Source organism: Pseudomonas sp. PA-5-4B (assembly GCF_021606215.1).
Taxonomy (GTDB): Bacteria; Pseudomonadota; Gammaproteobacteria; order Pseudomonadales; family Pseudomonadaceae; genus Aquipseudomonas; species Aquipseudomonas edaphica.
Window position 1 is genome coordinate 63236 of sequence record NZ_WKDB01000015.1, and the last position, 9267, is coordinate 72502.

General features: G+C 55.7%; 15 protein-coding genes. 4 read left to right on the forward strand and 11 right to left on the reverse strand.

What is annotated here, in order from left to right; translation table 11 throughout:
• Positions 1-2: 2 nt before the first annotated feature.
• From GIW28_RS09790 to GIW28_RS09840, 11 genes are all read right to left on the reverse strand, one after another.
• Positions 3-320: a hypothetical protein gene (locus GIW28_RS09790; protein ID WP_236446942.1), complete on the reverse strand. Its 318-nt coding sequence runs from the start codon at positions 318-320 to the stop codon at positions 3-5.
• Positions 320-616 (reverse strand): hypothetical protein, encoded by a 297-nt coding sequence (locus GIW28_RS09795; protein ID WP_236446879.1) that lies wholly within the window; start codon positions 614-616, stop codon positions 320-322. Before GIW28_RS09795 ends, GIW28_RS09790 begins: the two co-directional genes overlap by 1 nt.
• Positions 617-632: 16 nt before the next feature.
• Positions 633-1913, reverse strand: a complete 1281-nt coding sequence (locus GIW28_RS09800) for a tyrosine-type recombinase/integrase (protein WP_236446881.1) — start codon at positions 1911-1913, stop codon at positions 633-635.
• On the reverse strand, positions 1910-2341 hold the full coding sequence (locus GIW28_RS09805; RefSeq protein WP_236446883.1) for a VRR-NUC domain-containing protein: 432 nt from the start codon (positions 2339-2341) through the stop codon (positions 1910-1912). The genes GIW28_RS09800 and GIW28_RS09805 overlap by 4 nt, the downstream gene beginning before the upstream one ends.
• Positions 2338-2742 (reverse strand): hypothetical protein, encoded by a 405-nt coding sequence (locus GIW28_RS09810; RefSeq protein ID WP_236446885.1) that lies wholly within the window; start codon positions 2740-2742, stop codon positions 2338-2340. Before GIW28_RS09810 ends, GIW28_RS09805 begins: the two co-directional genes overlap by 4 nt.
• Positions 2739-3035, reverse strand: a complete 297-nt coding sequence (locus tag GIW28_RS09815; protein ID WP_236446887.1) for a DUF1364 domain-containing protein — start codon at positions 3033-3035, stop codon at positions 2739-2741. The genes GIW28_RS09810 and GIW28_RS09815 overlap by 4 nt, the downstream gene beginning before the upstream one ends.
• Positions 3032-3715: a replication protein P gene (locus GIW28_RS09820; RefSeq protein WP_236446889.1), complete on the reverse strand. Its 684-nt coding sequence runs from the start codon at positions 3713-3715 to the stop codon at positions 3032-3034. Before GIW28_RS09820 ends, GIW28_RS09815 begins: the two co-directional genes overlap by 4 nt.
• Entirely contained in the window at positions 3715-4464 is a 750-nt protein-coding gene (locus GIW28_RS09825) for a DnaT-like ssDNA-binding domain-containing protein (protein ID WP_069553774.1), read from the reverse strand. The genes GIW28_RS09820 and GIW28_RS09825 overlap by 1 nt, the downstream gene beginning before the upstream one ends.
• The gene (locus tag GIW28_RS09830) at positions 4464-5162 is read right to left on the reverse strand and encodes a phage antirepressor KilAC domain-containing protein (protein WP_236446891.1); all 699 of its coding nucleotides are present in this window, start codon (positions 5160-5162) and stop codon (positions 4464-4466) included. Before GIW28_RS09830 ends, GIW28_RS09825 begins: the two co-directional genes overlap by 1 nt.
• 68 nt (positions 5163-5230) lie before the next feature.
• The gene (locus tag GIW28_RS09835; RefSeq protein ID WP_236446893.1) at positions 5231-5653 is read right to left on the reverse strand and encodes a phage regulatory CII family protein; all 423 of its coding nucleotides are present in this window, start codon (positions 5651-5653) and stop codon (positions 5231-5233) included.
• Between the two features lie 83 nt (positions 5654-5736).
• Positions 5737-5916: a Cro/CI family transcriptional regulator gene (locus tag GIW28_RS09840; RefSeq protein ID WP_236446895.1), complete on the reverse strand. Its 180-nt coding sequence runs from the start codon at positions 5914-5916 to the stop codon at positions 5737-5739.
• Between the two features lie 88 nt (positions 5917-6004).
• On the opposite strand from GIW28_RS09840, the gene GIW28_RS09845 reads away from it, so the two are divergent.
• The 4 genes from GIW28_RS09845 to GIW28_RS09860 all read left to right on the forward strand — a co-directional run bounded on the left by GIW28_RS09845 (position 6005) and on the right by GIW28_RS09860 (position 9242).
• Positions 6005-6853, forward strand: coding sequence for an XRE family transcriptional regulator (locus GIW28_RS09845; RefSeq protein ID WP_236446897.1), 849 nt, complete (start codon positions 6005-6007; stop codon positions 6851-6853).
• A 4-nt stretch (positions 6854-6857) separates the two neighbouring features.
• A complete protein-coding gene (locus GIW28_RS09850; protein WP_236446899.1) occupies positions 6858-7103 on the forward strand; it encodes a hypothetical protein in 246 nt (81 codons plus the stop codon).
• A complete protein-coding gene (locus GIW28_RS09855; RefSeq protein ID WP_236446901.1) occupies positions 7100-7321 on the forward strand; it encodes a hypothetical protein in 222 nt (73 codons plus the stop codon). Before GIW28_RS09850 ends, GIW28_RS09855 begins: the two co-directional genes overlap by 4 nt.
• Positions 7322-7490: 169 nt before the next feature.
• A complete protein-coding gene (locus tag GIW28_RS09860) occupies positions 7491-9242 on the forward strand; it encodes an AAA family ATPase (RefSeq protein ID WP_236458919.1) in 1752 nt (583 codons plus the stop codon).
• Positions 9243-9267: the final 25 nt, after the last annotated feature.

The following is a 9267-nucleotide window of genomic DNA, read 5'->3' on the forward strand; positions in this document are numbered from 1 at the left end:
GTTCAATCCCCTGTGAAGTTGGTGCCGCCGGCGCCGCGGCGGTTGTTCTGTTCGTACTGCGCGGAAGCCCCGGACGGGGCCAACTTGCGAAACTGCGCAAGCTGATGATCTGCGGCCTGGAGTCGGATGCTCAGCTGCGTCACCAGCACCTCCAGAGGCAACGCTTCACCGGTTTCGGCAGTGACCCAGCCCGAGGCGTTGCACTGAACGCAAGGCAGTTCGTGGAAGACACCCTTGGTCAACGCCTTGCCACGGCATGCCGGGCACCTGGCCAGGTCCAGTTGGGCGGCGCGGAATGCCGGGCCGTGGGACTTCTTCATCATCCGACCACCCTCAGCCCCTGATCACGAAGCGCCTTCTCCGACACTTCGCGAGCCCACAACGCATCCGGATCGCCCATCACGGCAGGAAATGGATTGCTGACTCGCAGAGTTTCTCGAGACGCCCGCCATGATTCCCAGCGAGCGCAATAACGAGCGGCACGATCAGCGGAGCAGCAAGCCACGCACTGCACGATGTAATCACCTGCCGAGCCAACCTTCGACTCCCAGAACATGCCGCTCGGGACCGGGAAGCGCTCCTCGAACTGGGCGCGGTTTACGTCTGTTTTCATCATTTTTAAACCTCGCCTTTTATGGTTTCTGGATTTGGCTAGAGGCCGCGCCATTCAAGGCCTCAGCGCCATTGTGCGAATTTCCGTTTCTAGTCATGGTCGAGCGGTGAATCAGGTTGAAACCATTCCCGTCTAACCAGTCATGCCACTTCACCAATGCCTCGCGCTTGAGCAGTTCCGCCGATGTGTGGATATAGGTCTGCACGTTGCGAGTCATCGTGTGGTTCACCAGCATCTCGCCAATGAGGAAGTCGACGCCCAAGTCAGTCCAGCCGGTTCGGGCCACCTTGCGCAGGTCGTGGCTCGTCCACTCACCCTTGCCCAGGCGCGTGAACACGGCGCACGCCTGGCTGTCACTGATCGGCCCACGGCCCCGCGCCGGGAACACGTAGGTGCCCTTGTAGCCTTTGGTTGACTGCCAGTCCCGGTACCGCTCCAGCAGCGCGCACATCTGGTGGGTCAGCGGCAAGTGATGCTCGCAGCGGGTCTTGGTGTTCTCGGTGGGAATGAACCACTCGCCCTGCTCACCCAAGGTGAAGTGGGACCACTGTGCTTGCCTGGTCTCGCCGGCGCGGGTCCCGTGGCACAGCATCATCAGGGCCAGCATGCAGTCCTGCGGGTGCTGGTCGAAGCCGGCGGCCAGTTCGCAGATCACTTCCTCGAGCTGGACGGCACGCAGGCGTGACGGCTTGGGCTGGATTCGGGCCTTGGTGAAGTCAGTGAACTTGAAGCCGGAGATGGGGTTGGAAGTGATCAGCCGAAGCTTCTCGGCCTGGCGGAACGCGACCACCAGCACGCCCCACATCAGACGGACGTAGGACAGGGACATTTCAGCCTGCATCGGCCACATCACCAGCTTGTCGAGCGTCGACCGGTCAACGTCCTCCACCACCAGGGTGCCGAGTCGTGGTTTCAGGTGGCACGAGATGATCGAGGTGTTGGTGGAGCGGCGCTTGGACGACAGACTGCGGTCAACGGCCTGGCGGGCGGTGAACCAGTCGAGCAGCTCTCCAACGGTCTGCAACGTGCCGGCGGCGGCTGATGCTTTGGGGTCGGCGGCCAAGCGCTCGCGGATCTTCGGCAACGCGACGATCAACCCCTTCGCCGGCAGCTGAGGAAACGCGGCGATCTTGTCCCACTTGCCGCCCGACACCAGGTACCAAGTGCCGCGATCGCGGTTTCGATGGAAGCGGAAGTACACGCCGGGATATCGCGCGTCACGCAGGTCACGGACTGCTGCGTTGCCGGACTGGCGGCGAATCTCCGCATCGGTGAACGAAGTGAGCATTGTCTGGGTCATGCGGCGGCCTTGGTTTGAGGTTGAAGTAGGTAGGCCCTGATGGCCTCAATGGCGTCGACGTGCCCACGGCAAACGATGGCCAGGTAACCCTGCTCGGTAAGCGCCTGAAGGTATGCGTCCTGGGCCGGTGACACGGCAGCGTCATACGGCGCCCGGGCCTTAAATTCGATGTACAGCCCGAAGTACCCGCCGCGGGCCATCGGCAGCACCAGGTCGGGAACGCCGGCCTTCACGCCCTGCTCTTTCAGCTTGATCGCCACCAACTTGTGCCGGTGCCCGCCGTTCGGGACGTGAAAAATCAACTTGGCGGCGACCGGGTAACGCAGCGCGATTTCCTTCATCAGCGCGGCCTGCTCCAGGCCTTCCCGGTCCACGGGCTTGGCCCGCTCCGGCTTCGAGCTGAATGGCTTCACGGTGAACGGCTTCATTGCGCAGTCACCTTTTTTCCATCCGGCCGATGTCCAGGAGAGGTGCAGAAATCGAATGCCCAGCAGCCCTTCCCCCAGGTCCAAGGCTTCCATGTTTCAGCGAAAGACACCCAACAGCCGACCACATCACGAAAGCCTGACCTGCTGCCGCAGGCACCACACACGCGGCGATGATCAAACGCATTTTCGTGATGCGCGCCAAATGGGCAGTCGTGCACGGCGGAACAGTCCTTGCAGATCACCACGTTCTCGCAAGGGCGGGCGCGATCTTTGAGAACAGTCATTTGTTCAAGCAGTCGGTAAAAGTTGGGTGTTGTCAGCGACGCCGCATCCATTCGGGGCGGGAACCCGATGCGCTTGAGTGCCTCAGCCTGAATTTCCATGTTGTCTTTCAGTTTCAAAGTTTCACCTTCCCTTCACGGATCAGGATGTCCTGGGTGCGCATGACGCCTTCGGCGAGATACAGGCGGACCTCTTCACGGGTCAGTTGCACTGGCGCCTTGAGTCGGCCGTCCGCAATGTCGTGGCAGTAACCGCAGGCCCAGGCGCCCTGGAAATCGTTGGGCTTCATGCCCACACCGCAGGTGCCAGCCAGCCGGTAATGAGCCAAGACGGTGGTGGACGGTTCGCAGGAGCAGCCCGGAAACCGAACCTGGCAGTCACGGTCACGGGCCGCGTCAGTGAGACGACTCACCGGGAGCCTCCGGCCAACTTGGCCCGAAGTTGGGCAAGCGCGCCATTCCCCACCTCTGGGGTGATTCGGCCATCGACCTTGGCGGGGAGCGCCTTCGGCATCGCCTGAAGAGGCAATCCGTCGAGCAAGCGCCGAATGGTGATCGTGTAGTTCCGCTCGAACAGCTTCAGGCTCAAAGCTGCGTCGAGCTTGTTCAGGCTCTCGAACCCGCATTCCTTGGCCGTGTGCCAAACAGCATCATGCGACCACTTGCCCTGCCCAGCCATACCCGGATGGGCGTTACGCACGGCTTCACGGTGAGCCGCAGCCAGGGGTGGTAGACCGAGCATTTCCGGAGTTGGTTTGCACCATTCAATGAACTGACCCGGGCTCGGGATAAAGTCGGAGACCTGCTTTCGCGCCTTGATCATGCCGAATTCGATCTGACCCTGGGTGCGGATGCCTTCGTCGAGAAATGCCTGCATCCACTGCACCTTGGCGGCCTGATAGGTCACCTTGTCCGGCCATGCCTGACGCCACGCCGAACGAATCAGGCGAAGCTCAGTGAACAGATCATTGATAGCTACGGCCATCTGACGGCGACCTTCATCCTGCGGAGCTTGCGCCTCGTCTGCCGAGATGAACTCGCCGGCCTTAGGATTGGCCCAAAGGCCTTGGGTTACTGCGGCTACCTGCTTCATCACGATTGCACTCCGTTCTGCCAGTCGGTGCTTTCATCATCAAAGTCGGACGCTGCCGGCGGACGCTGCCGAATGGGCGTGACGTTAGTGGCGGCTGATCGGTTCTTGTCGTTCAACACCCACTTGACCAGCATCTGCACCCACTCAGCCTGAGTGTTCACTTGGCCGCGAGGCTCGTAGTGAGCGGTGAATGCGCGGCGAGCCTCTTCGGTAAACAGGTCTAGCGCTACGCCAGAGTGAACCGAGTAGGTTTTCAGCAGCTTGTCATCAGGATTCCAGTCGAGGGTCATTTCGCTTGGCATGCGAGGGTCAACGGAGCCACGCGCAGAGAGAGGTTCTTTATTCTTCTCTACATCTTCTTTAGGTAACGCACCGCTAACGTTCGAAGCGTTACCTTTTGCGTTACTTGCCTTGTGGTTTGCCACTCGTTTAGCCGTTAGAAGCCTGTTTTTAGCGGTCTTGCCGTTGTGTCGATCAAAGTGCGGGAGGCTAATCACGCCTTCGGACTCGATCATCCAATCAACAGATTTCATGTGTTCACAGAAACCGATAACGCCAACGAGACGGTCGAGTAACTTTTTGCTAACGCTTGGAGCGTTACCGTTTTCAGTTTGTTGATCGAACCATCCCCAGACGCGCATCAGCTTGCCGACGACAGCATCAGGATCGATGTCGGCCAGGTCTGCGATCTGGCAAACCTCAGGTTTATCCAGGGTGGTGAGTTCGAATTTGATCCAATCGCCGGCCATTACGCGGCCTCCTGCAGTAGTTCAGCGAGGCGTGTCAGCCCCTTTGGAGTGATCATTGGGTCGAAGGCGGCACGGTCGATGCCAGTCTCTGGATCAGGCTTCAACGCAGTGACCTTGTGGGTCATGAACCCGGAAGTTATGCGGGGTTGGTATGCGACCCAGCGCTTACAGCCGTGGCGGCGGAATATCCAGCGGTGCTGTTCAAGCCAAGCAAATAGTCGCGACGGTGGCACGCCAAGCTGCTTGGCCGCGTCGGTGATGCAAATTGCACCGCCGGCGGCGGCAAGCCGCTTGATCGCGGCGACCTTGGGCGCCTGGTCTGAAACCAATCGCTGAAGCTCTCCGTTTCTGTCGGCGAGATCGGCGGCAAGGCGTAGTGCTTCTGGCAGGGACTGAGGGATCGCAACGTGTCGTGACACGCGTTCAAGTTCGTGCAAACGTGTCACGACACGATGGCGAAGCGGGACGCTGTAGCCGGTCAGCAGCGTCATGACGAGATCCGGCGGAAGCAGGTACTCGGTTTGCTTGCGATTCGAGGCGTCGAAATAGATGCATCCAAATTTGGATGCATCTAGGTTCAGTTCCGCCAGGTTGTGCTTGATGTCGCGCACGACGTGGTGATGCTGCTTTCCGGTTAGATCAGCGACCTCCCGGCTTGATATCGTCACGGTATTGCTTGGAGCGACGAGTGTGTTCATAATGGCCCCACAAGTTTTATTGCTGTTGAAAGAGCCGCCCTGCCAGGCGGTTTTTTTATGCCTGAGATTCAGGCGGCCTTCAGCGATTCGCGAAGGATGTGCAGCGCGTCGATTGCTTCCTGAATGGCTTTCTCTCCCTGCGCTTTCTCGTGCTGGCTTATGTGATTGTCAGCGGCCGCATCGAAGATCAGCCGGCCAACATCACCGCACTCGGCCGACAGGTGGCCCAGCGCAACCATCAATGGTTTGGCCGCAGGCTTCTCACGGGCGACCAGTTCGAAGCCAAACTTGTCAGCCAGGGCAATCAGCGGCCGCATGTCGCCGGTGTGCAGCAGGACGCCGAACAGATGTTCAATGGTCAGGTGGTGCGCCGAGTTATCCGGGTTCGAGCGCTGCAGCAAACTGACGTGCGCGAGACACATCTTCCCGGCCAGTTCCTCTGCTCCACTTTCCTTGATGGTGGTGTGGCAAGCCCTCAAGAAATCTTCCATTCGTAAAACCTCAAATTTGTTTCCGTGGTAGCGGCCGCCAGGTCCGGCGATCATTCGCTCAACAGATCAATGACAAGGACGCCTTATGCAGCCGTTTTCTTTTTGTCGGCCTTCAATTGGCCGGCGGTTACAAGTTCAAGCTGGTACTGACGTAGCTCAGGAATCTCCTCTCCCCACTGCCGGACTGCCTCGTATGTGATGCCGAGCGCTTTGGCGAGGGGGGCGATCCCTTGGAAATGTTTAATTGCGTCGGCACGGTTCATGGCTGACTCCTTTGGGTATACGGCAATTCAAGCATGCTTGTGTTTACTAAGCAAGCATGCTTGCCAAGCTAACTTGTAGATTGCTTGCATGAAAATTACTGATCGAATTGCGAAACTTGTCCTGGCGCGAAAGCCTGAGATCGGGCCGCGAGGATTTAAAAGGGATATAGCGACCACCTGCGGGGTCAGCTACGAAGCCGTTCGTCAGTGGTTTGCCGGTGATACTGGCAACATAAAGAACGAAAACCTGGTGGCGATCGCTGAAGGCTATGACACGACGGTCGACTGGCTGCTGTCAGGCAAGGGTGAGCCGCCAAGCCGGAAGGCCGCGGATGCTCCGAAAACTGGCAATTATTCTTCGGCGGACCTGGTCAAGCAGATGCTCGCGAAGCACGGCCGGGGCTTATCGGATGAGGCGAGAACACGAATCGCCGAAGTGGTAGAAGATGTGGCGCTTGAGTCGAAGTCGACCAATGTAGTGAAAGTCGACTTCACCAGGGCGGGCCAAGTCGGTGACGAAGTATGGATTGCCCACTACGACGTGCGCGCAGCGATGGGCGGCGGGCAGATCCCGCACGAATTCCCAGAGATGCTTCAGGACATACGGGTCAGCCCCAAGCATTTGCGCGAGATGGGTGTCTCGTTCAAAGAGCACTTCCACCTCAAGATGATCACCGGGTGGGGCCAGTCGATGGCGCCGACGATCAAAGACCGCGACCCGCTGCTGGTGGATATCACGATTCGGGAGTTCACGGGCGACGGTATCTACCTCTTCTCCCACGACGACATGCTGTACGTGAAGCGCCTGCAGAAGAAAGGCAAGGACCGCTTCAAGATGATCTCGGACAACAAGCACCACGACCCAGAGGACATACGAGCGGATGACACCCATATCCTTGCTCGGGTGCTTTACGTGTGGAATGGGCAACCGGTGTGAAGCCATGGCACTCACTAAACCCAACCAACAACTGCGCCGTGACCTGAAAGAGGCTGCTGCCCTGCTCAAGTGGTCGGGCTTCGATTTGTTCGGAGTCGCCAAACGGCTTCTCGTTGCTGGCGATGATATAAGCGCTGACGAACTGATGATGATCGCGCTGAGCTATCAGGCAATGGAGGACAAGCTGACGGATTATGCGGATGAGGTGAAAGCCGCCCGGATAATTCGGGCTGCGGAACAGAAAACATGACTGCATGGCGAGAGCAGAGCTTCTGGAGCAAGGTTGGGGTTTTGGCTACGCTGGCTTTCCTGATGATGCTCCCCGGGTATTCCGATATAGCTGGGCTGGGCGGAGGCTCCTCGGGCCGCAAGCGGGCCTTCAGCCCTGGATTCGTTATACTCTGTGTTTTCGTGGCGGTGATTGAGCTGATTGTGCTGAACCACTTCTATGGCGTGCGGATGAGGTGAAGGCGGGAAGGATTTTGCGTGATGCGTAACGAGACCTACGTCCAGACGCGCACGCTGCTAGTCTGGAATGCGCACTTAGTACGAAAAAAGAAGAAAATTAGAAATCGCTACTCTCACTTAATAGCCCACACAAGCGTTATTCATTAAACCTAACATAGAAAGGGATATCATGGTAAATCGCCGAACAAGAAAAACCACCAAAGAAGCGATCAAGGTTCCTCAGCAAGAATTTTCTTTAGTTAGATTAAGGATAGAAAAGCCTCCGTTTCGAAAATTAAAGAACATTACGGTGGAATTCGCTGAGCGCGTTACATTAATCGCAGGACATAACGGTATCGGGAAATCCACGATACTAGCGCTAATCGCAAATGGCTCAGGTATTACTGACACTAATGTTCAAACATATACCGGCAAACCCTTCACAGGGCTGCTTAACGAAATCATTCACATCGATTTCGAAAATGAATATCTTGTCAACAAAACAAAAGGCACGCTCTCTAATCCGCACCTAGATTACCTTATCAACGAAAACGAATTCACTAAGAGATGCGGATTTACCAGGCGACTAGTAAAAAACAAAGATGGAAAAACCAGCAGGACAGAAGTAAGGGTCGTACCCAGAAACACTAAAACAGGTAATTATGAGGACGTCAAAAGTGGGGTTGTCATAGGATCTGATTCAAAGGTTCCTATCCCTACCATATATCTTGGCATGACTCGTATGATCCCAATTGGCGAAAGCGACCCTGAGCTTATTTTAAACAGCCTTGACAACACGATAGATAAGTCTGACGCTGTATTTATTAATAAATTCATTAAAGATGTGATAAACATAGTCGATGACTCGGAAACCGCGACGAATGCAATTACCACCCAATCCATTCAGGGGACAAGCAAAATTGCCAAGCACCCAGAATATGCTCACAGCCCGAAAAGCATTTCGCTCGGCCAAGATAGCCTTAGCTCAATAGCTACTGCTCTGGCATCTTTCCGGCGGCTGGAAAGAGAGTGGCCGGACTACCCCGGCGGGCTTCTAGTAATCGATGAAATCGATGCGGGCTTCCATCCTCATGCACAAAAGTCTCTGATGGATGGAATTAAGAATGTTGCTAAAAAGCTCAGAATACAGGTTGTAGCGACAACACATTCCTTGTGTATGATAGAAGCGATTCACCCGGACACTAATCCAATAGATGATAAAGGTGTGAGAGTAGACTCGGTGGTTTATATCACTGACTCGATTGCCCCAAGAATAAAGAAGGATCTATCCTTTTCTCAAATTCAAGGTGATATGAGTTTAACGCCACCAGAACCAGCCCCGAAACCGGCTGCAGTCGACAACTCTCTAAAGATATATCTCGAAGATGCAGAGGCTAATTTTATACTTGGCCATCTATTGACACAAAAGCTCAAACGGCAAGTCAATACGGCGACCGGCAAAAGACTAAAAGCAATTCCAATAAGCGTTGGATGCAATAACCTTCAAGGCTTACAAAAATTTGATAAACATTTTAAGAAAGTATTGATTGTTGTCGATGCCGATGCGTCAGTCACAGCCGGATTGAAAAATGTCGTCAAGCTCCCGGGTAGCCGTGATAGCTCGGGAAAAGGGCACTCTCCAGAGAGAACAATCTACGAATTTGTAAAGCAGCTTATGAAAGATGATGAAAATTACCCGACAGCTCGTCAATCATTAGAAGATATGAATGTAACTAGAAACCAGCTTAGCACTCATTTACTGAAGGGCGACTTTAATATAAAAGATCGAGTTTCTGCTAAAGGCTGGATGAAAGCTCGACTACAAAGAATTACTGACTGGAAACTGGTAGAGTTGTGGCTTGCCGAAAATCCCGCAGAGGTGGTGAGATTCCAAGACGATCTCATCGCAGCGTCAGTCGCGACAGCAAAACTCACAAAATAGGGGCTGGCCAAGTATACTGGGCGCC